This window comes from Ancylomarina salipaludis (genome assembly GCF_004122035.1).
Taxonomy (GTDB): Bacteria; Bacteroidota; Bacteroidia; order Bacteroidales; family Marinifilaceae; genus Ancylomarina; species Ancylomarina salipaludis.
The window spans coordinates 81,237-104,723 of the sequence record NZ_SAXA01000007.1 but is presented as its reverse complement, the minus strand read 5'-3'; the positions used below and the strand labels follow the sequence as shown (position 1 = coordinate 104,723).

The window sequence follows — 23,487 nt, the reverse complement described above, 5'->3', positions numbered from 1 at the left end:
TGATAAGAATATTAACAAAAATAAGAAACAAAGTTTATAAAACAATCATGTGATTCACATTAGCTAAGAGAATTTAGTTTAATTTAAGATTTGTTTCTTCAATCTGTTAAGAATGAAATTATTAGCAGACCTCCTCAAGTTTGGAATGGTGATTGTTTTTTGTATTTAATGATTTTGATCAAGAATTTTTAGGTCATAATAAAAGCGATGAGAAAAACTCATCGCTTTATTATATTAATCACTCAAGGAATGATTTGAAGGTTTGATTACCAAATTTTTGCTCTTTGCTCTTCGGTGCGATACAATGGATCGTTTTCGTTGATTTCAAAGGCAGTGTAGAATTCAGGAATATTGAATAAACCTCCGTTTACGCGGTAACGTCCTGGAGAGTGAACATCTTCTTGAATCAATTTTCTCAAATACTTGTCTCTAACGTTACCTCTCCAAACTTTAGAGTAAGATAGGAAGAAGCGTTGCATGTTGTTAAAACCATCAATATCTGCTGGTTGTTTATCTTTTAAAGTCATTTTGTAGGCTTCCAAAGCAACGGTTAATCCACCGTAGTCAGCAATGTTTTCTCCCAAAGTTAATTTTCCATTAACACTTAAGTCATCAAAAGCTTTAAATCCATTGAATTGATCAACTAGTTTTTGAGCTCTGACATTGAATTTTTCAGTGTCTTCCAGAGTCCACCAGTCTTTCATATTACCTTCTTTGTCGAAACGACGACCCGAATCATCAAATCCGTGAGTCATTTCGTGACCGATAACAACACCAATAGCACCATAATTAACAGCATCGTCACCGTTCATATAGAAAAATGGAGGCTGAAGGATTGCTGCAGGGAAAACCACTTCGTTTAGTAATGGGTGGTAGTATGCATTTACAGTTTGTGGTGTCATACCCCATTTTTTAGTATCGATAGGCTCACCCAATTTGGCAATGTTCTTAGCCACTTCAAAACGAGCTGCTCGCCATGCGTTTTGAATATAAGAGTCGGTACTCACTTCTAAATTAGAGTAATCTTCCCATTTTTCCGGGTAACCAATTTTCACACCGAATGCATCAAGTTTAGCTAAGGCTTCTTTTCTGGTTTCGTCACTCATCCACTCCAACTTCTCAATTCTTCCGCGTAAAGCGATTTTTAAGTTGTTTACCAACTCATCCATTCTAACTTTTGCTTCAGGTGGGAAATACTTTTCTACGTAAAGTTGACCAACTGCTTCACCCAGAACCGAACCTGTTGCATTTGACATGCGTCTCCAGCGTGGTTGTTGCTCAGTAGCACCAGTTAATGTTGTGCCATAGAAAGCAAACTGTACTTTTTCAAGCTCAGTTGATACTTTTGAAGCAGAGCCATTCAATACTTTCCATTTTAGGTATAATTTGATGTCCTCCATTTTCTCATCCTTCAACATTTGGTTAAGTTCCTTCATGTATCTAGGGTGAGTGGTGATAACATATTCCTTGATATCTGCTCCCATATCTTTGAAGTAGGTCGCCCAATCAAAGTTAGGATACTCACTCATTAAAGTTGAAACAGATTTAGGATTATACATTGCTGGATAATTTCTGTTTTCTAAACGCGTGTTGAACTTTTCAGCCATACGTGTTTCAAACCTCATGATGGTTTCTGCATTTTTCTTAGCAAGTGCAGCATCGTCACCAATCATTTCAAACATTTTTGTCATATACTTCACAAACTCAGTACGAATATTTGCACTGGTTTCGTTGTCAGTAGTATAATAGTCACGATCCGAAAGTGAAAGACCATCTTCAGAAAGGTACATTCTGTTCACAGTTGTGTTTTTCATATCCTGATCAACACCAGCACCAAATAGCGCGCTAACACCCATCTTGTGAAGATGAATCAGCTCGTTGCGCAAGTCAGTTGCATTTTTTACTGCAGCAATTTTATCGAACTCAGGAAGTAAAGGCTTTAATCCCACTTTATTGATTTTTGCTGTATCCATGGCAGTTGCATAGAAATCCTGAATTTTCTTTAAATTACTTCCTTCAGGCGCATTTTCAGTTTTTGCAGCATCTTCTAAAAGTGTGTGAACTGCTTCGTTAGCACTTTCTCCCAAAATATCGAAAGCACCATAACGGCTTTTGTCTGCAGGAATTGGCGTATTTTTCATCCAGGTTCCATTCGCATATTCGAAGAAATCAACGCCTGGCTTCACAGTCAGGTTCATGTCCTCTTTATTAAGGATACCATGTCCTATGGTTTCCTTCTGAGCGCAGCCGGATAGAATACTGACTGCTAAGCCTAAACCAAGAATCGTTTGGCCCGTTTTGTTTAAGTTCATATTATTGATGTTTTATTCTAATTTGTGTTAGAATTGCGAATATATTAAAATTGTGCTTAAAGCTCATGTTTTTTCGATGACCATAAGATTTTAGAAGTTTTTCTGAATAATAACTCAAGCATTTAAATGCATCTTGCTTTTTTTCTAGCTTTGTGAACGGATTTATAAAATTGAAAAATGGCAACAAGTTGCAGAGATACGAATAAGGTGGTGTTGGGTATGAGTGGTGGAACTGATTCGTCAGTCACAGCGATGCTACTTAAGGATAAAGGTTTTGATGTCGTGGGCGTTTCGTTATGGTTTTGGAATCCTCCTAAAGAACAGAATGTTGCCGATCAACTTCCCGATTTTATTATTGATGCACAAAATCTGGCGGAGAAGCTTTCTATTGAGCATCATGTGATTGACGCCCGTAAGGAGTTTAAGGACGTTGTGATTGGTCAGTTTTTGCAAGAATACTTAAATGGTCGGACTCCGAGCCCTTGTATTCATTGCAATCCACAATTGAAATGGCGTTTGTTATTGGACAAGGCTGATCAGTTGGGAGCCAACTATATTGCGACAGGTCATTATATCCAGATACTTGAGGAAGAAGGAACTTTTTATATTCATAAAGGGGATGATCCGGCAAAAGATCAATCCTATTTTTTGTGGAATCTCAACCAGGATATATTATCCCGAACCCTAACACCTCTTGGGGCATATACAAAGTCCAGAGTGCGTGAAATGGCTGCTCAGTTTGGGCACAAGCAAGTTGCGACAAAAAGAGAAAGTATGGGCATCTGTTTTCTGGATGGAATGGATTACCGTGATTTCCTGAAAAATGAAATTTCAGATCTTGATACTAAAGTAGGTAAAGGTCGGATTGTTGATGCCGAGGGGAAAGAATTAGGCTGGCACGAAGGCTATCCGTATTACACCATTGGTCAGAAGCGTGGTTTAGAGCTTAAAGAAAAAACAGGTTTGATGGTGAGTCGAATTGATGCCGATAACAATACATTAGTGCTTGAAAAACGAGAACAGCTTAATAAGAAGGCATTTAAGGTGAGTGATTATTATTTGAATAATGTGGCAGATATTACTCAAACAGAAATCACAACTGTTGTGCGTGGTTTGGGATTGAATCCTGAAGGCTATTCGAAACTCACAATTTTAAATGAAAGCGAATTGCTGGTTGAATTGGAACAGCCGGCCTGGGCAATTGCTCCGGGGCAACCCGTTGCTTTTTATATTGGCAATAAACTCATTGGTGGCGGATTTGCTGAGTAATGTAAGAAAGGATAAAGGATAAAGGATAAAGGATAAAGGATAAAGGATAAAGGATAAAGGATAAAGGGGCGCTGTGTTTCTTCCTTGATCAATATTATAAATAATAAGGATAATAGAATATGATAGCAGATACAGCAAATATATTTTCAAATGGCGATGAGCTGATTAAGATTATTCAGATGCGTATGCCCTATGGGAAATACAAAGGTTGGTATATACTGGATTTGCCGGAGCGCTATGTGGTTTGGTACCATCAGAAAGGATTCCCTGATGGTAAGCTTGGCGAAATGTTAGGTGTGGTTTACGAAATCAAATTGAATGGCCTGGAGGACATGATGCGCCCGCTTTGTCAGAAATACCGATAACTTAGAAACCTAACTGTTGCTTTAAAAGCTTGTAACCATTTTTACTCACCTTCAGTTTCTCACCTAATTTTAGAACGAGCATCCAGCTGTCTTTTTCGTAAGGTTCCAGTTTCGAAATCTCTTCGATACGAATAAGATAGGAGCGGTGAATACGGCAAAACTCTTTTGGATTAAGATGAGTTTCGAAGTATTTCATCGTTTTTTGTTTCAGATGATGCCCATCCTTGGTGTATATCATCACATAATCGTCCTGTGCTTCGAAATAGCGAATTTCGTCAACGGGAATGATGTTAATCTTATTTCTCGATTTCACAACAATACGATTCAGCTCTTCATTGTTTTTATCCTCGTGTTCCTTTAGTTTTTCAATTATGTTGGACTTTTCATCTTGATTTTGCAATCTTGAAATCGCTTTTGAAATGGCATTATTAAAACGTTCTTTTGAAAAGGGTTTTAAAAGATAGTCAACGGCATTGTGTTCAAAGGCTTTTATGGCATATTCGTTATATGCGGTTGTGAAAACAATATTATAGGGTTTATCAAGTAACTCCAGAAGTTCAAATCCGGTTAATTTAGGCATTTGAACATCCAGAAAAATTAGGTCGGGTTGGAGTTCGTTTATAGCCTTCAAGCCTTGGAATCCATCTGAATATTCACCTAGAATTTCAATATTATCATTATCGGCTAAATATGTTTTTACCAAGTCTCTGGCTAGTGATTCATCATCAATAATAATTGTTTTAATTTTTTTCATAGACTTAAGCAGTTGGGTGTTTGATTCTGAGGTAAATTCTAAATTAAAGGCTTTGAGGGAACTCCAGGTTGACACAAAAAATTGACTCTGTAAGGGTAATGGCTATCAAATCGGTCCTGCCATAAATCAGGTTTAAACGCTCCTGAATATTCTTGAGTCCAATTCCTTTGCCTTTGGGAGGAATAGCATCTTTGTCAAAGTTGTTTGAAATTTGAATGATCAGATTTTTGTTTTTAAGGTAAGCTTTGGTTTGGATACCGACAGGTTCCAAACTTTCGTGTACACCGTGCTTTATGGCATTCTCGTAGATAGGTTGTAAAATTAGGTTAGGAAGTTTTAAATCGTCACAAATTGGATCCGATTCAAAATCCAAAATCAGGCGATCCCCAAATCTAACTTTTTCGATTTCAAGGTAGAGTCTACTGTTTTTCATTTCATTCGAAAGGGTGTTCAGTTCCTTTAAATCCTGATCGAGAGAATAGCGTAAGAAGGTGGAGAGTTTGACCAGCATCTCACGTGATTGTTCGGGACGAATAAGAGTTAATGAGCTAACAGAATTCAAGCTGTTGAATAAAAAATGGGGGTTAATCTGAGACTTTAAAGCATTCAGCTCGGCCTCTTTTACCAAATCTTTGAGTTCTGATTCCTGTTCTATTTTTTCTTTGAAATTTCGATAATAGATAATCATGTAATACATCATCACAATGTAATCGTAGATGGCAAAAGCCATAAAGGCTAGCCAATAATATGGCATAATAACTTCAGGCCTGGTTCCCTTAGTAATTGGATCCTTATCAAAAAATGAAAAAATTAAATAGGTTAGCGATAACCAGATTGCAACCATGATAATGGCTACTGTAATGTGATGCAAGGCTGCAGCCAATCGTCCAATTTTATCCACATCGATATGCCTGACCACAAACCAAATTGAGGGGGCAATAATAAGCAGTGGTGAGGAGATACTTAGAGCTGAAAGAAGCGCTTCCTGATACAATGCGTTTTGGAAATACCAATCGATAATGAAAAGCATTCCTGTAAAACTAAACCAAAATCCAAAGTATATAGGTATGCCAAAACGATTGGATAGTATTGGATGCTCCATAATTTATTTATTCTGTAAAATGAGTTTAGCTTATTTTGAAGATCTGATTTCGCAACCGCCAAGAGCGACAAACCCTTTAATAATGAGTTCTTTTTTAGGTTCTACAATATACTTAGGAGTTGGAACCCTTTTGTCTGCAACACCACCTAAAACAGCTGAGACATCAACTTTAACATCCCAATCAGGAGGAACGATAACAACGGCACCGCCAAACATAGCAAACAGATCGATTGTATGTGTGCCTTCGGCAAGCTGTGCATAAGTTAAATCAACCTGGCCACCTCCAAACATGCAGGTAATGCGGCCCCCCTTAAAGTTTTTGGAGTTGACGATACGTTCCCCGCCTCCAAATACATTGAGCTCGTTGATGTAATCCGTAGATTCTTCAGTTCTGCAAGACATTCTTGATGGACAGTAGTTTCGTTTACGAATGACCATGATCCCCAAAACGATTAGGATAACCGGCCAAAAGAAACGGTAGATGTCGATATGCCAGCCAAACATGCGCGGTAGCATAAAAACACCCCCAACCACAAGTAGGGTATAGCCCGTTGTTTTGTCATTTTTAGCAAATGCAAACAAGCACCCCAATGCAATTAGCACCATGGGCCATGAAAAAATCATGTGATGCAATTTATAAGGTATCAAATCCAGATTATTTAAAACCAGGGCAGCTCCAAATAATATTAATAAGATGCCAAAAACCGAACCATTTCTGTCTTTGCGAAAATCAGGCTTATTTCTATAATCCTTATCCATAATTCTATATTTTAGTATACTGTATGATTTGTTGTTTAAAATTCATCTTTATCTTTTGTACAGCAAGCATTGGGTTTTACAATATGGCCAATACCCATTGCGATTAGGACAGTAGGCCAAAACCAAATATGCCAGTTTACTGGTAATATTAAAAGATCGTCAGCTAAAAAATAGGCTCCTATTGCAAGCACACTGATTCCTCCAATTATTTTGCCTCGCACAAAAATCATAAGAAGTCCGATTAAAATCAAGAAACTTTCCCAACGAAAAATATAGTGGTGAATATTTTTAGGCAAAAAATCAAAATTGCTTAAAAAGATGGCAATCCCGACAAAAATCAGGACTAATCCAAAAAATACAGGTCTTCGGTCTTTATACATAATAAGATGATTTAAGTTTTTCTATTGCTAATTTAGTGCAAACAGCCAAATGCGACCACGTCTAATCGGTTAATTGCTTATTATTATCGGTAAAATAAAACAGAAATAATAGTAATACTATAGGTGCGAAAGATAAGACTTTGATTTTAAATTTATGTTGATTAATTAGGCGAAAGCACTGGATGTGTTTTAAGAATTTGTTTAGATTTGAAAATAAATAGACTCTGTATTGTTTATTCTATTGCTATTTTTAGGCTCTGGATTATAAATAAGAAATTTAATATGAATAAGACCGAAGCTTTGCAACGCATAACTGAATTGCGGGAGCAACTCCATAAACATAACCACAATTATTACGTTCTTTCTCAGCCTACTATCAGCGATTTTGAGTTTGATATGCTGATGAATGAACTGATGACATTAGAGAAGAAATTTCCTGAGTTTGCGGATGATCATTCACCCAGCCAGCGCGTTGGGAGTGATATCAATCTCGAATTCAAACAGGTGGCTCATGAGTATCCCATGCTTTCTTTGGGAAATACTTATTCCGAAGAGGATGTTCGCGATTTTGAAACCCGAATTCAAAAACTGACTGAAGAACCCATACAGTATGTTTGTGAACTGAAATATGATGGTACATCGATAAGTTTGAGATATAAAAACGGAAAGTTGGTTCAGGCTTTGACTCGTGGTGATGGAGTTCAGGGAGATGATGTAACAACGAATGTGAAAACCATAAAGGCCATTCCTCTAAGTTTACAAGGCAGTGATTATCCCGATGAGTTTGAGATTCGAGGCGAAATCATGATGCCTTTTCAGGTTTTTAATCAATTAAATGCGGAACGTGAGGAGCAAGGCGAAAGTCCTTTTGCCAATCCAAGAAATGCAGCTTCAGGCAGTTTGAAAATGCAGAATTCATCAATTGTTGCTAAGCGTCAATTGGATTGTTATCTCTATTATTTATTGGGAAAACAATTGCCTGCTCGCGAACATTTTAAAAATTTGGAGCTAGCCAGATCCTGGGGATTTAAGATATCCGAAGACAGTAAGCTTTGTCAATCGATTGATGAGGTTCTCGATTTTATCAAATACTGGGATACAAAGCGTGAGGAATTGCCTGTGCCCATTGATGGGATTGTGATTAAGGTGAATTCTATTGATCAGCAAGAGGAATTGGGCTATACGGCCAAGTCGCCTCGTTGGGCCATTTCCTATAAGTTTAAGGCTGAGCAAGTGGCAACCCGATTGCTTAGTGTTACTTATCAGGTGGGGCGTACCGGATCGATTACCCCGGTTGCCAATTTGGAGCCTGTGCAGTTGGCAGGAACAGTGGTTAAGCGAGCGTCGTTGCATAATTCCGATATTATCGCAAATCTCGATTTGAATCTTAACGATTTTGTTTATGTTGAAAAAGGGGGTGAAATCATTCCAAAGATCGTAGGTGTTGATGTGGATCAGCGCGATGGAAATGCTGAAAAAATTGAATTTATTGATACTTGTCCTGAATGTGGAACGGAACTGATCCGTCTCGAAGGGGAGGCCAATCATTATTGCCCCAATAGCGTGTTCTGCCCACCACAAATTACGGGACGAATTGAGCATTTTATCGGTCGTAAGGCCATGAATATTGATGGATTGGGTGAGGAAACCATCGATCTTTTGTATCAGAATGGTTTGGTTAAGACTATAGCTGATCTATACAAATTGAAAAAAGAGGATTTGCTTCCACTTGATCGGATGGGAGAGAAATCGGCTGATCGTATATTAAGTAGCATTCAGGAATCTTTAAATGTGCCTTATGAGAGGGTGCTGTTCGCTTTGGGTATTCGTCATGTAGGGCAAACTGTTGCGAAAAAATTGGCTAAAACACTCACTTCTGTTCAGGCTCTTAAGGCAGCAAGTCTTGAGGATTTGGTGAATATTGATGAGATTGGCGAGAAGATTGCCAAAAGTATCATTTTGTTTTTCGAAGATGAGGCTCAGAATAATTTGGTGAACGAATTGATCGCACATGGCTTGCAGTTTGAGTTAAACGAAGAGGAATTGGCTGGTCAGACCAATAAGCTTGAAGGTTTATCGATTGTAATATCAGGTAGTTTTAGCCTGCACTCCAGAGATGAGTTGAAAGCTTTAATTGAGCAAAATGGCGGAAAAAATACCAGTTCGATATCCAAAAAAACCGATTTGTTTTTGGCTGGTGAGAAAGTTGGTCCAAGTAAATTGGAAAAGGTTGAAAAGTTTGGTATCAAGACGATTTCAGAGCAAGATTTTATTCAGATGATTAGTTAAACAGAGTTGTGCTGAATTTATTTTGACAAGTAATTAGCTTGGCCGGTTCATATTTTGAACCGGCCTTTTTTTGTGATTTTATAAAATTCGAAAGCGTACATTCTTTTGTCCGTTATCGAACAGTAAAATTATTGATGATTCTTGCTTTGTGTTGGTTTTGAGTGTTCTGTGATTTTCGGCACAGAATGTGATTGGCTTGATGACGTATTGGTTTTAAGAGCACTATTATTTCCATTTTGAACCGGATTTTATATCTGGTTTAATTTGTTAATAAAGCTTAATCTTCGAAGCCATGTGTAACTAAAAAAATAGAACTGTAGTCATATAGTCAAAAAACAAACCGACCAAAAAAGATATTTATGAAAAGAATTTTAATTGTAGCCATTTTAGTGTTTTGTAGTTTTATTAATTATGCAGAAACACCTATAAATAACAATGTTAAATTAGGTAGCGTTTCAGGTATAATCGTTGATAAAAATACAAAGGAAGCACTGCCATATGTTAATATTGTAATCAGAGATGCAAACAATAATATATTAACCGGTGGGATTACCGACGATAAAGGGGAGTTTAATATAAATAAAATTGCAAAGGGGAAGCATGTTGTTGAGATTCAATATATGGGCTATAAGCCTTTTGTTAGAGAACTTGAGTTTACCGCCAAAAATTCGACTTATAAATTGGGAACAGTTCGCCTCGAAGAAGATACTGAATTACTCAATGAGGTAGTTGTAAGAGCTGAGTTGTCTACGGTGACACAGAAAATCGACAGAAAAGTTGTGAATGTGGGTAAAGACCTGACTGCGGCTGGAGCCACAGCTTCGGAGGTTCTGAATAATGTGCAGTCGGTAAGTGTCGATAGCCAAACGGGGACTGTGAGTTTAAGAGGAAATGAGAATGTTCGAATTTTAGTTGATGGTAAACCAACGAATATCAGTGCCGCTCAACTTTTGAAACAAATACCATCAACCTCAATTAAAAGTGTGGAGTTGATTACCAATCCATCAGCAAAATATAATCCTGAAGGGATGAGTGGGATTATTAATATCGTGCTAAATAAAAATGCCAATATTGGTTTTAACGGAAATGTAAACATGGGCGTCACACGAGGCGAAAATACTCGAGTGAATGGTTCTTTGGACATGAATTACAAAACGGGTAAGGTGAACTTTTTCATGAATCTTGGTGCAAACACTGGAAAAAGAAATAATTATGGTGAAGTATTAAGACCAGGTTTTAACACGCAGAAGTTTGAATTTGATAGCGATAATACATCTAAGTTATTGAAAGTAGGTGCCGATATCTATTTGAATAAAAAGAATACCCTTTCGTTTTATACCACTCAGAATTTTCGCGATGGTGTATTTGATGGGACAACAAAGATTTTTAGAGGAACAGATTTGGATTATCATAATTTGATGAAATCTGAAACAGATAATTCTACTGGAACTTACAACCTTAACTATAAAACCGACTTTGAAAAAGAAGGACACAACCTGGAGTTCGAAGCGACATACAGTAAGAGTGATTCTCCTGAAGATGCAACTTATACTGAATTGCTTAATCCGATTGACTTGACTTCGAATTACATCGATGCGATTGAAAATGATTACACCAATACACTTCTAAACCTGGATTATACAAATCCATTGTCAGAAAATACAAAGTTGGAATTAGGATTGGAGTTGAGATTAAATGATACTGAGAATTCAAGAGTAACCAATCAGCATGATTTTACTAACAAGAAAATAGGCAATTCCGCATTTATCTACGACAGAAGTATCTATTCGGGATATGTGAATTTAAATCATAAAATAGATAAGTTTTCGATGCAATTGGGTGCTAGATTTGAGCAGTACGAGGTAGACGGATCATTTGTTAAAGGTGATGAAACAGCTAAGTATACTGATAGTCGTTTTACTGTGTATCCTTCTGTATTTATTACTTTTAATCAGAGCGATAAAAATCAGTTTCAATTGAGTTACAGCAGAAGAGTAGACAGACCATCTATCGGGCAAGTGAATCCAATTAGAGAATGGAGTACCCCTCTGGTTAGTTCCTTTGGAAATCCAAATTTAACACCTCAGTTTACCAATTCATTCGAATTTAATTATACCAAAGGTTTGGATAAAGGTTCAGTTACAATAGGAACCTTTTACAGACGTGTGAATGATAATATTTCCAGAGTTTTAAATAAGGATTTATCGAATATAGAGAAGATGGAGATGTCGTATTATAACACCGATAGTAACGACCGTTATGGTTTGGAGTTATCGGCCAATTATCGATTTTTTAAGTGGTGGTCGATGAATGCAAGCTCTGACTTATATGTGCAAAAGGAAACGGGAGTTGCAAATGGTGAGAATCTTGAAGTGACCAATAACTCGTTCAATTTTAGAGTATCCAATAGTTTTACGGCAACCCAAAAATTGAGATTCCAATTGTTTGCTATGTACCGTGGTGGTGGAAAGGATCTTCAGTCTAAAGTGGATCCTATGTGGATGATTAATACAGGCGCAAGTTACAGCGTATTGAAAGGAAAGGGCACACTGACCTTTAGAGTAAACGATATATTTGAAGGCATGAAGTTTAAATTCGATTCGAAAGTGCCATATACACAAAATGGTGAATTCCACTGGGAAAGTAGAACAGCATACCTTGGCTTTTCGTACCGATTTGGTTCTGGTAAAAACAAAGCCAAAAGAAGAAAACATAGAGATAGCCGTGAAACACAAGGTGGTGGAGGATTTATGTAGCATCTCGACAGGCTCGATAACCCCATCTTGACAGCATCTCGGTGACTTTTATGTTGCTGATCTTGCGGAAGCAAACAGGCCTCACATTGGTAAAACGATGTGAGGCCTGTTATTTATATAGAGTTAGAGTATCTCAATAAGCTTGATGAGAAAAATCAGAAGATTGGTTCAAATTGCTATATCCGACTTAATTGCAATTGGCAGTTATTAAGCAGACAAAAAACTACTATTAGTAGATTATTGTTGAGAGATCGATATTTTTTTGTCTATTACAATTGCGGTTATAAAATAATGACAAAAATAAAATTAATCTAGCATACTCCATTCGCTGTAAAATGTGGGATTTGATAAATCTTAAAGCTGTATGTAATCATAACTTTAAATTATTGATGAATGGATTTAAATAATTATGTGTAACTTACATGCTCTGCAACTTTAGAATGTTGAGAAATCTATTATTAGATTAATACAATTATTATTTAAAATATTAAGCAGAAGTCTTTTATTTTTTAAGGAGAGTTGATTGATGAAGTGCAGTTGTAATGTTTAAGAACTTTTTAAAACCTGGCAATTCAAAAGATCGATTCCTTGACGATCTCGGCCTTTCAAGGATAATTTTAATAAATAATTATGAAAGATTTAAAAGAAAGATTTTCGAACAACATGTTAAGTCAGAAAATGCAGAAAGAAATTAAAGGTGGAAGATCCTATAAGTGTATGGAAGTCGTTTGCGAACCTGATTATGAGTGTTTTTTTGGATGGTGTGAGTATGTAGGAGAACCTCGTCCATAATAAATTTTTGAACAGCCTTTCGAATTCGAGGGGCTGTTTCTTTTCAACGAGCATCAAAGAGAGAAATAAATACTGGGATGTCCACATTAAAATAAAAAGACATTTAAAGTTTTAAGACGGGTAAATTGAACTGAAAAATGCCCCGTTTTTATCTTTAGAGTTACTTAGGTGATTCATCATATGCTATTTAATTATAAAGAGTGATTCTGTTTTACACCTGTTTATAGTTTTACTTGTGGTCAGAATACTGTTTAGTTCAGATAATTTATAATTTTGGTAGCATCTTATTAACGAGTTTGTTTTTATCTCTCGAGTGAGCTGATAAGATTATAATTTTTTTAAATAATATAGTACAATAAATAAGTATAATATATTCTCTATATGGAAATATTGTACAGGTTTTGTGAACACATAAACAAGTTGTGTGCCATTTGACCGATAGCTACGATGAAACATAGAAACATTAAAATAGACGGATTTTTATCCAATTTTATAAATTGCTTTTGGGAACATGACAACATTTTGAAGGAAGTTGAATATACAATATTGCCAGATGGCTATTTTGACTTAATTTTCGAAATAAAGAATAACGAGATTATAAACATATCATTGACAGGTATATGGACTAATCAAATCAATGTTAGAATTAAAGAAAACACTAAACTGATTGGAATTCAGTTCAAACTAATTGCATCGGAATATATTTTTAAGGAATCGATAAAGCTTATTTTAAACTCCGAAACCGTTTTGCCTACTGACTTTTGGGGAGCAAAAAACCTTCCTTTTGATAATCTCGAAAAATTTACTGATTCATTAACTAAGACAATATATTACGGACTTAAAAACCTTAACGAAATCGACAACAGGAAATTCAAATTATTCAATACACTTTACGGACAGAAAGGCAACATTAGCGTAAAAGAATTATCTGAAACCGTTTCTTGGAGCAGCAGGCAAATAAACAGATACTTCAATCAACAATTTGGATTTTCTTTAAAAACATTTTTAAATATTCTAAAATGTAAATCATCGTACCGCAACATTGTAAAAGGAAAATTATCGCCAACACAAGATTATTACGACCAAGCACATTACATAAAAGAAGTAAAAAGATATACCGGAAATACACCCAAAGAGCTATATAAAAACGAAAACGACCGATTTTTACAATTATTAACCCTTGGTGAAAAGTAATTTTGCATATTATTAACTTAAAAATTAAGCATTATGACTTTTAACAAACTGACGCCGAATTTTGAAGTGCAAAACATCAAGAAAACTGTTGATTTTTACGTGAATGTATTAGGGTTTTCACTTGTAATGATAGTTCCAGAAACTCAAGATGGAATTGAACAAACAATTGCAGATGGCAAAGAATATGTTTTTGCAATGGTTGTGAAAGACAAAGTAGAATTAATGTTTCAGGAATCAGAAAGTTTTAAACAGGATTTAAAATTTGCAAAAGGACTTTCAATTGCTGCTTCAATTTCGTTCTATATGGAGGTTAATGAAGTTGACAAATTGTACAACGATTTAAAAAACAAGGTTTCGGAAATATCTGAACTAAAAACGGCATGGCACGGCATGAGAGAGTTTTATATCAAAGATATTAATGGATACATGCTTGGGTTTGCTGAAAAAGTGCAATAAATTTCAGAACGGATGAATATAGAAGACTATAGAAAATTTTGTTTGACGCTAAAAGGCTCGGAAGAATCAATGCCATTCGATGATAAGGCATTGGTTTTTTCGGTTGGTGGAAAAATGTTTAGCCTTACGAATAACCTTGATACGTTTGATTTGATAAACGTGAAATGCGAGCCTGAACAAGCAATTGAATTGAGGGAAAGGTTTAATTCGGTGATTCCAGGATACTATATGAATAAAAAATATTGGAATAGTATAAAAATGAATAATTCGATTTCAGATGAGCAAATTAAAGAATGGATTGTAAATTCGTATAAAATTGTTGTTTCAAAATTGACGAAAAAGATAAAAAAAGAATTAGAATAAAAACAACACACAATACACAATATAAAACAGCTGGGGTTCAGTGGCTTGCGAAGGTTTGGTGCTCGCTTCAACTTTTTCCAAGTGGATAGGAATGCACTCCGAAAACCCAACCGTTTCATATTGTAAAACGTTGTGCGTCATTATGAAAGCACGAAACACTAATACAAAATATGGAAAATCCTTGGTTGAAAATAAATCATTCTGATTATGAAAATCATATGATAGAAGTTGGACAATCTCAAATTCTAAATAGCTTGAAAAAATATTGTTTAGACAAATATCAACCAAAGAATTTTGCTCTACTAGGTTGTGCAACTGGAAATGGACTTGAACACGTAAAGTCCAATGTGACAAATAAGGTTTATGCAATTGATATTAATCAAGAGTACCTGAATAAAACGCAGGAAAAATTTGAAAATCAAATAATCAATCTTGAATTATTAAAGAGGGATATTCAGAATGAAGAATTAGCGATAAAAAATATTGATTTGTTTTTTGTCGGGTTAGTTCTTGAATATGTTGACCCTAAAAAAACATTAAATAAAATAATTGAAACGATTGGCAAAAATGGAATATTATTTATTGTCATTCAAAAAAATAAACAGACAACTTTTGTTTCAAAGACTAAATATAAATCATTAGAAACATTATCAGATATATCAAACGATGTAAACGAAAACGAAATAGATAGTTTTATTTGTTTGAAAAATATGGAATTAATAAAAAAGGAAGAAATTGAGTTGACCAAAAGTAAATCATTTATAACACTTGAATATAGAAAAAAGGAATAACGAATGCACAACAATGCATCATACAGCATAAGGGTTTCAGACGATTTGGGTTAGTTTTTTGTAAGAAATATGCACCGCCAAATCTACGATTTGACTCACGGCTATTTTGACAGGAAAACCTTTCAAAATACCTTACAGATGCATATGCTCACCATTGTGTGTAATTCGCTCTATAAAGGAAAAATTCATTGATTATTGAAGCTAACGGTAAGAGTATAAATCATTGAAAATCAAAGACTAATTTTTGCCGTTAGTCAGAATTTGAAAAACCCAGCAAATCAGCTAAAAAAATTTAATCCAAATTCTAGACAGAACGTTCTGTTTTTTTTATATCTTTACAATATGAAAAAATTAAATCCAAAAGAAAGAGTTCTGGAAGTTGCTTCAAAACTCTTCAGAGAACAAGGATTCAACTCCACAGGAGTAAACCAAATTATTAAGGACTCCAAAGTTGCTAAAGCTAGTTTTTACGACCATTTCGAGTCAAAAGACTTATTGGCTGTTGAATACCTCAATAAACGGCACATTCAATGGTTTAAAGGATTACAAGACTTTATATGTAAGTCGAAAACTCCCAAAGAAAAAGTGTTGAATTCATTTGAGTATTTGAGATATATGAACGAGAATGAAAACTTTAGTGGCTGCGTTTTTCTCAATATGCTATCCGAACTTAAATATGAAAATACAAAGCCTTATGAAATCATTAAAAATCACAAAACAGATTTATCTGATTTTTTTAAGGAAATTGTTAAGGATGAATATAAGTCGTTTTTGATTTATATGCTCTTTGAATCTTGTCTTACCGAAAGCCAGGTCTACAGAAATCAAGAAATAATAGACAATACCATTAAATACTTAAAATCAAAAATATTATGAGACAATATCTATCAAAACTAAAAACACAAGAAAAAAGCCCAAGATCTCTAGGGTTTCAGTTTTCGGGTTATTCAGGTTTGGGTGGCTTTTTGGCGATATCCACTGTTGCATTACTGACAATTTACACCGAGCACCCCTTTTTGATGGCACCATTCGGTGCAACCTGTGTTTTAGCTTTCGGTGTACCTAATAGCCCCCTGGCTCAACCTAGAAATATTATTGGAGGACATATTGTAGCAACACTAGTCGGATTGATTTGTCTATATCTTTTTGGAAATGAATGGTATTCATTGGCTATAGGAGTTGGATTAGCAATTAGTTTAATGCAACTTACGGGAACTACGCATCCACCAGCTGGTGCTGATCCAATTGTAGTGATATTAGGAGCAAAAACTTTAGTTTTTGTCATAAATCCAGTATTATTTGGGGCTGTTGTGATTACAATTATCGCACTAATATTTAATAACATTAGCGGAAAACGAAAATACCCAGTCTATTGGAGATAAAAACGGTAGCTAACAACCAAGCGTTCGTGTGGCGGGAACCGGCCAACATGAACGGTGGGTTGACGTAACCGTTGCACAACCCCCTAATATTGCTACAAAAGAGAATCATTTAGAAAATTAGCGTGATTTAGAGGCTGTTTAAAGGTCCCTGATTCTAGATGTTCAAGTCTTGTTTTTAATTTTTTAGCTTCTTAAAATCGGATTAACTAAGCCGAATTGAACCCAAAATACAGAAAATTGATTTCGGGCTCGATTACTTACTGTTTCGGCCTTTTTTGTAAGGAATTTTTTGAGCTTATAGGCCGTGGCGGACATGTGCATGAGCTTATTGGCCTGCTTTATGCCTATGGTGTTTATTTTACGCAGTCCCATGAATTGGGTAAGAATGCCAAAACCGGGCTCAACGCTTGATTGTCGTTTCCCTTTTATGTAAGGTCTCAGTTTAGACTTGACTCTTTTGTTGTTAAGTTCATATTCATCCACATATACAGTTATTCTTATTTTCTTTTCAAGCCCTTTGCCTATGCACTTTTGTTTGTAATTAAAGTGATTTGTGTTGATTTCGAACAAATATATTGTTAGATTTATAACAGTTGTGCAACTGACACCAAAGCTAAATTGTCATGGGCTTGATGAGAGGTTTACTTAAACCTCATCCTTAAAAAAGATAAGATGCTTGTAAATAATTAAATCATGAAGAAATTGAAGGTTTCGGTATTTTGGTTCAGAAGGGATTTGAGAATAGAAGATAATCGTGGCTTATTTGAAGCTCTTAATGGTCCTTATCCGGTTCTGCCGGTTTTTATTTTTGATACAAATATTTTAGATGAGCTCGAAGCAAACGATGCTCGTGTTTCATTCATTTATGAGCGTCTGTTAATTTTGAATAAAATTCTCGAAAATCATTCGAGTAGCCTTTATTGCGAAAAGGGGAAGCCGGAAGATGTCTGGAAAATGATTCTCAAAAAATTTGATGTTCAAAATGTCTATTTTAATGAAGATTACGAACCCTATGCCCAAAAACGTGACCGCGCTGTTGAAGAAATTGTAACTGATTACGGCGCTAAGCTCAGTATATTCAAAGATCAGCTTATATTCGCAAAAGGAGAAATTCTTAAAGCTGATCAGTCGCCCTATACGGTATACACGCCCTATAAGAACAAATGGCTCGATAAATTCAAAAATACAGAAATCGAACATTTCGATTCTGAAACAAATGCGAATTTCTTAAAATGTGACTTTGTTTTACCTACCTTATCGGAAATAGGATTTATCCAATCGAAAATCAGAGTTGTTGATTATGATTTGGATTATTTGGACGAATACGAGGCACTTAGAAATTTCCCGGCACTGAATAAAACCAGTCATCTATCGCCGCATCTGCGCTTTGGAACGATTAGTATACGAGCGGTTGTGCGAAAAGCACAGGCCTATCAAGCCTTTTTTAATGAGCTTATATGGCGTGAGTTTTTTATGCAGATTTTATATCATTTTCCAAAGATTGTGTATTCCAATTTCAAAGCGAAATATGACTCTATTCAATGGCGGAATAATGAAGATGACTTCGAACGATGGAAAAAGGGGGAAACCGGCTATCCCATGGTTGATGCAGGTATGAGGGAGTTAAACGCAACCGGCTACATGCACAACAGAGTCAGAATGGTTGCTGCGGGATTTTTATGTAAGCATTTGCTGATAGATTGGCGGTGGGGAGAAGCTTATTTTGCTGAAAAGTTATTGGATTATGAGCTGGCATCGAATAATGGGAATTGGCAATGGTCTGCCGGAACCGGATGTGATGCCGCACCTTACTTTCGGGTATTTAATCCTGCTGAACAGCTTAAAAAGTTTGACCCGGACTTGATCTATATTAAGAAATGGATTCCCGACTTGGATTCGATGACTTACCCAATGCCCATGCTTGATCATAAAATGGCAAGGGAAAGAGCCATTCGGGTATATAAAGAAGGCTTGAATTCCTTTTAGAAATCGGGAATCGAAACTCATATAGAGCTGGGCATTCAATACATTCTATCGCCACTCTATTAGCGAAAGACCAAAACCAATGGTTGTTTGCTTGTGATTGTAATCAATCATACTCTCGCCATAACCATGAAAGATTTGGGTGTGGAATTTTAAATTATCCCATATTTGTAAGGCATAATCGATTTGAATGCTTCCCCGGTTGTTTTTACCAAAGTGCATCGAGTGTCGGGCAATCAGGCTAATGTCATGTCGTCCTTTGCCATAAGCAGCCATCAGTTCGCCTCGTCCCATGTAGTTTTCTATGCCCGGATTATTGTCGTTTGCAGCCGATTCCTGAATGCGCCACCAGGGTTTTAATATAATGCTTAGGTGTTCGCTTTCCCAGGCAACTTGCGCAATCAATCTATTCCAACTTCGCGACAAAGGATCGGATCGTCCGTTACTTTGATGATTGATACCAATACCTGCAAAGAGACCTTTTAAGCCACAGATTTCATAAGAGGTTGGCATGATATACATGATTTCAGGCTCGTAGTTGGTCTCCCGAAAAGGACGGGAAATATCCCCGTTGTAAAGTTGCCATCTGGATGTTTGTGTATAACCCATCCAGATATCACCTCCCAGTTTCGATCCCAACAGATCATTAAAAATCTTTGTTTTAAAGCTGATCTGAAATTTCAGTTCAATGGGTTTAAGAGGTATATTATCGGGTACTGAATTATTGGGGTTATCGCTTTGAGGTTTTTTATTGATATTGCTGGTGTAATTACCCAATAGGATGTAAAGCGGCTTGTATTGTTTGACTCTAAACAAACCCGACTGATTGCTGTGCGTATCATCAAGATCCCATTGTTCGTGTAAAGATATCTGTTGTTTCGAAAACAAATCCTGTGCTACAGAATGGCTTACAAAAGCGAAGCTAATAAGGAGGATAAAGTAGATTTTGAGTTTCATAGACAGATTGTTTTTCTGAATTTAAAGCAAGATATTTGCTTTTGATTGGTTATCGTTTCTGTTATAGATAGAAGGCAAAAATAATACTTTTATTTCCCCTTCACATTTAGGAGTAGGGCAATTGTAAAAAAAGCTCCAAATTCAGAAATTGAACTGGAGCTTTTCTATGTTTTATTGTTCTGGCATTAAAAGCCTTTCATGTCAATAGCATTACCATCAATCAGCTTGACTTCTTTTTTCATCTTCTTCTGAATCACTTTGAAATGATGTTCTTCCTCAGGAGAGACAAACGAGATGGCTTCACCTGCAGATTCGGCACGTCCTGTTCGACCAATTCGGTGGATATAGTCTTTAGGAGATCGGGGTAATTCATAATTGACCACATAAGGAAGAAATTCGATATCGATACCCCGAGCTAAAAGATCGGTAGTAACCAATACCCGGATTTTACCGGTTTTGAATCGTCTTAAACTTTCCGAACGCGAGTTCATGCTTTTTTTTCCGTGAATGGATACGGCATGTATTCCATTTCGACAAAGCTTATTGGCAACACCATCGGCTTTAAAAACCGAGGAAACAAAGACCAAAACCTGTTTTAAATTGTTTTTCTTAATCAAATAGCGCAGAAGCGGTCCTTTTTTACTATCATCAACAGCATAGGCAATTTGGTCGATGAGTTCTGTTTCGTCTTCTTTCGATTCAATCCGGATCACTTCAGGACGATATAAGAGAAGCTGTTTGATATTATTTACATCATCGCTAAGCGTTGCAGAGAACAAGAGGTTTTGACGCTTTTTAGGTAATAGGGCGAAAATACGATCCATCTCTTCTTTAAACCCCAGATTAAGCATCTTATCAGCTTCATCAAGTACAAGTGTTTCTATTTCCGATAGGTTTACCGCATTCGATTCTTCCAATTCGATCAAGCGACCTGGCGTTGCAACCAGAATGCTCACACCATTCATGGCCATCATTTGCGGGTTGATTGAAACCCCACCGAAAATGGCCAGTGTTTTAACCCGATCAGTTAAGGCAGTAGCAAATGTTCTGAAAACCTCTTCAACCTGAACGGCTAGCTCACGTGTAGGCACCAGAACGAGAACCTTAATATGTCTGTTTTTAAGTGGCTTGTTGCTTTTAAAATTGTTCAGAATGGGCAGGACATAACTCGCCGTTTTACCCGATCCGGTTTTGGCAATACCTAAAACATCTTTATGGCTTAGAATAGCCGGAATAGCCTCCTTTTGAATAGGGTAGGGCTGTGTGTAATTTTCAGCAGCCAAAGCTTTTAATAAAACGGGGGATAAACCTAAAGATGTAAATGACATTATTTTGCGATTAATTAATATTTGTGTTCTTCACGAGTGGACAAAGGTACAGTAATTTTATTGCCAAAAGTGGGGTTTAATACCTGCTTTTAGCTATTGAATGATATAATAGCTCGAAGAGTTTATTAAATTTGTTGAAACTTAAAATTAGCCTTTTGAATATTTCCATTTTAACAGAACATTCCTTGTGGTGGTTATTGCCAATTGTCGTGTTGGCAGTGGCCTTGGTGTATGTTCAGTATTTTTATAAAAATAGCTTAAAGAACGATTTGTCATTGGCAAAGATTTTGACTCTGGCAAGTTTGCGTGCTTTGGTTTATATCGGTTTGTTATTCCTTTTACTCAATCCGAGTATCAAATACAGTCAGAAACACATAGAGAAACCTCTTTTAATTTGGGCTCAGGATAATTCTCAATCCTTAAAATTGGGAAAAGATTCTCTTTATTATCAAACTCAATATTTAGCAGATGTTGACGCTGTTTTAAAAAAAATGAGTCAAAAATATGAAATCCAAAAGCTGGGTTTTGGTGATGAAGTAAACGTTCAAAAGGATTTTGATTTTACAGATCAGTCGAGCGATTACGCTGCATTATTCACTTATCTGAAAAATAATGTTAAAGCCGGGCAACAGACTCAGCTTATTTTGGCAGGTGATGGTTTGTATAATAAGGGGAATGATGCCCGATTTTTGGTTCAGGAAGTAAAATGTCCGGTTCATACCATCGCCCTGGGTGATGCTGCCAGTCAAAAGGATTTATCTGTTGTGTTCTTAAGAAGCAATAAACTCGCATTTTTAAAATCGAACACGCCTGTGCGTTTGGGTATAAAGGCTGATTATTGTAAAGGTGAAGAGATTGTGATTCAGTTGGATTCAGATACTGAAACCTTATATCGCGATACCCTTGCAATACCCAATGAAAGCTATTATGTGGAAAAAGATTTTTTCATCATTCCCCAAAAGTCGGGCTTACAAAAGTACCGCTTGAGCTTGAAAGCCTTAAAGGGTGAGTCGAATAGAAAGAATAATAAAGGAGAAATGCTGATTGACGTATTGGATAGTAAACGCAAAATTGCGATCTGTTACGATTCTTACCATCCGGATATTGCTGCCATCCATTCTGCCCTTACTGAGCAGTCGAATACTTCGGTTCGTTTGATTGATGTGTCGAAAAAGCAGGTCGATTTTTCTGATTTTAATCTGATGATTTTTTATCAGTTACCTTCGGTAAAACATGTCGGGGGAAATTTTCTGAACCAGTTGACTCATTCGCGCGTGCCGTTTATGCTGATTTTGGGTGGAGTAAGTGATCTTAACTTGCTGAACCGTTTGAGTTTGGGTTTAAATGTTGAGCAAAGCCAGGATCTTTATCAGAATGCAAGAATGGCTTACTCGGATAAGTTTTCTCTTTTCGAAATGGATGAGGAAGACAAAAAGGCATTTTCGACTTTTCCGCCACTCATGTCGCCAATGGGCAAGTATGGTTTTAATCAGGAATCTCATGTAATGGGGACGCAGATTGTAAAAGCTGTCAGTACGGAAACGCCCCTGATTGCATTTTCGCAGAGAGATGATCAGAAACAAGCTTATATTTTGGGAGAAGGTTTATGGCGTTGGAAATTGCAGGATTATAAACTGAACCAGTCGCACGAGCACTTTAATGCCTTATTGAATCGAATGGTTCAGTATTTGGCTCTTAAGGTGAAGCGCAATCAGTTGATGATTCAATACGATAAGGTTTATAAGGAAAGGGATGCTATTCGGATTGAGGCACAAGTTTACGATGAAACTTATCAGGCTACAAATAAGGCGGATTTGAAATTTATACTGAAAAATGAAAAGAATGAGGCGTTTTCTTATCAATTTGAGCGTTCGGGAAAGGTCTATGTTCTGGATCTGAATAATTTACCTTCGGGGGAATATCAGTTTGAGGCTAGCGTAAAAGCTTTTGATCAGGAATTTATTCAAAAAGGAAGCTTTGTTGTTCGTTCTGAAAACCTGGAAAGTAAGCAGCTACAGGCAAATCCGGCTTTCCTAAAAGACTTATCAGAACTGAGCGGTGGAGAGCATTTTTCTTTATCTCAAATGTCCCAATTAGCTGATACACTTTTAGCTAATAAAACGATAAAAGCGCGAATTTCTGTTGAGAATCATTTCAGTTCTGTATTGAATTTTAGTTGTATTTTATGTTTTGTTGTAATTTTGTTGGGTTTGGAATGGTTTTTGAGAAAGTATTGGCTCGGAATCTAATATTAT

General features: G+C 36.3%; 21 protein-coding genes. 13 read left to right on the top strand and 8 right to left on the bottom strand.

The window, feature by feature from the left end; translation table 11 throughout:
- Nucleotides 1-266 precede the first annotated feature (266 nt).
- On the bottom strand, nucleotides 267-2,312 hold the full coding sequence (locus EO244_RS09225) for a M13 family metallopeptidase (protein ID WP_129254383.1): 2,046 nt from the start codon (nucleotides 2,310-2,312) through the stop codon (nucleotides 267-269).
- A gap of 177 nt (nucleotides 2,313-2,489) precedes the next feature.
- Here EO244_RS09225 and mnmA point away from each other — a divergent pair, with 177 nt between their 5' ends.
- Nucleotides 2,490-3,581 carry a tRNA 2-thiouridine(34) synthase MnmA gene (gene mnmA / locus EO244_RS09220; RefSeq protein ID WP_129254382.1) on the top strand — a complete coding sequence of 364 codons (1,092 nt, stop codon included), beginning with the start codon at nucleotides 2,490-2,492 and terminating at the stop codon, nucleotides 3,579-3,581.
- Between the two features lie 119 nt (nucleotides 3,582-3,700).
- A complete protein-coding gene (locus EO244_RS09215) occupies nucleotides 3,701-3,946 on the top strand; it encodes a DUF3820 family protein (protein WP_129254381.1) in 246 nt (81 codons plus the stop codon).
- A 1-nt stretch (nucleotide 3,947) separates the two neighbouring features.
- Here EO244_RS09215 and EO244_RS09210 read toward each other — a convergent pair whose 3' ends face one another.
- From EO244_RS09210 to EO244_RS09195, 4 genes are read right to left on the bottom strand one after another with little or no spacing between them, the layout of a single operon-like run.
- On the bottom strand, nucleotides 3,948-4,700 hold the full coding sequence (locus tag EO244_RS09210; protein WP_129254380.1) for a LytR/AlgR family response regulator transcription factor: 753 nt from the start codon (nucleotides 4,698-4,700) through the stop codon (nucleotides 3,948-3,950).
- A 43-nt stretch (nucleotides 4,701-4,743) separates the two neighbouring features.
- The gene (locus tag EO244_RS09205) at nucleotides 4,744-5,802 is read right to left on the bottom strand and encodes a sensor histidine kinase (RefSeq protein ID WP_129254379.1); all 1,059 of its coding nucleotides are present in this window, start codon (nucleotides 5,800-5,802) and stop codon (nucleotides 4,744-4,746) included.
- A gap of 30 nt (nucleotides 5,803-5,832) precedes the next feature.
- A complete protein-coding gene (locus tag EO244_RS09200) occupies nucleotides 5,833-6,561 on the bottom strand; it encodes a LiaF transmembrane domain-containing protein (RefSeq protein WP_129254378.1) in 729 nt (242 codons plus the stop codon).
- Between the two features lie 35 nt (nucleotides 6,562-6,596).
- Nucleotides 6,597-6,941, bottom strand: a complete 345-nt coding sequence (locus EO244_RS09195; protein WP_129254377.1) for a LiaF transmembrane domain-containing protein — start codon at nucleotides 6,939-6,941, stop codon at nucleotides 6,597-6,599.
- Between the two features lie 282 nt (nucleotides 6,942-7,223).
- On the opposite strand from EO244_RS09195, the gene ligA reads away from it, so the two are divergent.
- From ligA to EO244_RS09155, 9 genes are all read left to right on the top strand, one after another.
- Nucleotides 7,224-9,230 carry an NAD-dependent DNA ligase LigA gene (gene ligA, locus EO244_RS09190; protein WP_129254376.1) on the top strand — a complete coding sequence of 669 codons (2,007 nt, stop codon included), beginning with the start codon at nucleotides 7,224-7,226 and terminating at the stop codon, nucleotides 9,228-9,230.
- Between the two features lie 359 nt (nucleotides 9,231-9,589).
- Nucleotides 9,590-11,986, top strand: a complete 2,397-nt coding sequence (locus EO244_RS09185; protein ID WP_129254375.1) for an outer membrane beta-barrel family protein — start codon at nucleotides 9,590-9,592, stop codon at nucleotides 11,984-11,986.
- 630 nt (nucleotides 11,987-12,616) lie between these two features.
- The gene (locus EO244_RS16920; protein WP_164977452.1) at nucleotides 12,617-12,778 is read left to right on the top strand and encodes a hypothetical protein; all 162 of its coding nucleotides are present in this window, start codon (nucleotides 12,617-12,619) and stop codon (nucleotides 12,776-12,778) included.
- A gap of 447 nt (nucleotides 12,779-13,225) precedes the next feature.
- The gene (locus tag EO244_RS09180) at nucleotides 13,226-13,972 is read left to right on the top strand and encodes a helix-turn-helix domain-containing protein (protein ID WP_129254374.1); all 747 of its coding nucleotides are present in this window, start codon (nucleotides 13,226-13,228) and stop codon (nucleotides 13,970-13,972) included.
- Between the two features lie 33 nt (nucleotides 13,973-14,005).
- A complete protein-coding gene (locus EO244_RS09175) occupies nucleotides 14,006-14,428 on the top strand; it encodes a VOC family protein (RefSeq protein WP_129254373.1) in 423 nt (140 codons plus the stop codon).
- A 12-nt stretch (nucleotides 14,429-14,440) separates the two neighbouring features.
- Nucleotides 14,441-14,791 carry an MmcQ/YjbR family DNA-binding protein gene (locus EO244_RS09170; protein WP_129254372.1) on the top strand — a complete coding sequence of 117 codons (351 nt, stop codon included), beginning with the start codon at nucleotides 14,441-14,443 and terminating at the stop codon, nucleotides 14,789-14,791.
- A 170-nt stretch (nucleotides 14,792-14,961) separates the two neighbouring features.
- On the top strand, nucleotides 14,962-15,582 hold the full coding sequence (locus tag EO244_RS09165; RefSeq protein ID WP_129254371.1) for a class I SAM-dependent methyltransferase: 621 nt from the start codon (nucleotides 14,962-14,964) through the stop codon (nucleotides 15,580-15,582).
- A 342-nt stretch (nucleotides 15,583-15,924) separates the two neighbouring features.
- Complete coding sequence (locus tag EO244_RS09160; RefSeq protein WP_129254370.1) at nucleotides 15,925-16,458, top strand: TetR/AcrR family transcriptional regulator; 534 nt, start codon at nucleotides 15,925-15,927, stop codon at nucleotides 16,456-16,458.
- Nucleotides 16,455-16,964 (top strand): HPP family protein, encoded by a 510-nt coding sequence (locus EO244_RS09155; protein WP_129254369.1) that lies wholly within the window; start codon nucleotides 16,455-16,457, stop codon nucleotides 16,962-16,964. The genes EO244_RS09160 and EO244_RS09155 overlap by 4 nt, the downstream gene beginning before the upstream one ends.
- A 183-nt stretch (nucleotides 16,965-17,147) precedes the next feature.
- Here the strand turns inward: EO244_RS09155 and EO244_RS17220 are convergent, their stop codons facing one another.
- Nucleotides 17,148-17,534: a transposase gene (locus tag EO244_RS17220; protein WP_206734522.1), complete on the bottom strand. Its 387-nt coding sequence runs from the start codon at nucleotides 17,532-17,534 to the stop codon at nucleotides 17,148-17,150.
- Nucleotides 17,535-17,657: 123 nt separating this feature from the next.
- Here EO244_RS17220 and EO244_RS09145 point away from each other — a divergent pair, with 123 nt between their 5' ends.
- Nucleotides 17,658-18,950, top strand: a complete 1,293-nt coding sequence (locus tag EO244_RS09145) for a cryptochrome/photolyase family protein (RefSeq protein WP_129254368.1) — start codon at nucleotides 17,658-17,660, stop codon at nucleotides 18,948-18,950.
- A gap of 45 nt (nucleotides 18,951-18,995) precedes the next feature.
- Here the strand turns inward: EO244_RS09145 and EO244_RS09140 are convergent, their stop codons facing one another.
- The gene (locus EO244_RS09140; protein WP_129254367.1) at nucleotides 18,996-19,904 is read right to left on the bottom strand and encodes a phospholipase A; all 909 of its coding nucleotides are present in this window, start codon (nucleotides 19,902-19,904) and stop codon (nucleotides 18,996-18,998) included.
- Nucleotides 19,905-20,089: 185 nt separating this feature from the next.
- Nucleotides 20,090-21,232, bottom strand: a complete 1,143-nt coding sequence (locus EO244_RS09135; RefSeq protein WP_129254366.1) for a DEAD/DEAH box helicase — start codon at nucleotides 21,230-21,232, stop codon at nucleotides 20,090-20,092.
- 155 nt (nucleotides 21,233-21,387) lie between these two features.
- Between EO244_RS09135 and EO244_RS09130 the strand changes: the two genes are divergently transcribed.
- Nucleotides 21,388-23,481: a hypothetical protein gene (locus tag EO244_RS09130; RefSeq protein ID WP_129254365.1), complete on the top strand. Its 2,094-nt coding sequence runs from the start codon at nucleotides 21,388-21,390 to the stop codon at nucleotides 23,479-23,481.
- Nucleotides 23,482-23,487: the final 6 nt, after the last annotated feature.